The sequence below is a fragment of the Aeromonas sp. ZOR0002 genome, from assembly GCF_963866995.1.
GTDB classification, from domain to species: Bacteria; Pseudomonadota; Gammaproteobacteria; order Enterobacterales; family Aeromonadaceae; genus Aeromonas; species Aeromonas caviae.
Genome location: NZ_CAWMFQ010000229.1, coordinates 1 through 436 on the forward strand (window position 1 = coordinate 1; position 436 = coordinate 436).

Genomic DNA, 436 nt, shown 5'->3' on the forward strand with positions numbered 1-436 from the left:
GCGCTGGCCGAAGAGCAACTGGTACGTCTCAGTGTGACCAAACTGCTTTCAAATCTCGGGCCTGGTGATGTTCCTGCAATAGATCCCGATGTTCTCGATAGTTTGTTATCACTCAAAAGATTAGTTGAGAGCCATGACTGTCGGTTAAGTCTATTCGTTCATATGCCTGACGGCACACATCATGGCGTCAACATTTAACTAAATAGCGTCATTTGTACACCAATCGCAGCTCTCATCTACCAGATGAAATTAACGCCCCATGGCGATGCTTTTTCAAACTCCCTCGGTGTGCAAGCAGATCTGATAGCGTGTATTGCGTCCGCCACCAGGTAATTTCTCAATGCATCCCCTCTCCACCAGTTCAGCCAGATGGCGTGTGGCAGTCGCCTTGCTGACTCCGGCGACTTTTTGATATTGACTGGCACTGATGCCATTT

The 436-nt window shown here is 48.4% G+C and carries 2 protein-coding genes; one reads left to right on the forward strand and one right to left on the reverse strand.

The genetic code is table 11. The annotated features are described in order from the left end of the window. Nucleotides 1-198, forward strand: a 198-nt coding sequence (locus AACR77_RS13175; RefSeq protein ID WP_081999455.1) for a hypothetical protein, incomplete at its 5' end; no start/stop codon positions are given. 75 nt (nt 199-273) lie between these two features. Here the strand turns inward: AACR77_RS13175 and AACR77_RS13180 are convergent. Continuing rightward, nucleotides 274-429 (reverse strand): hypothetical protein, encoded by a 156-nt coding sequence (locus tag AACR77_RS13180; protein ID WP_442853378.1) that lies wholly within the window; start codon nt 427-429, stop codon nt 274-276. Between the last annotated feature and the right edge of the window lie 7 nt (nt 430-436).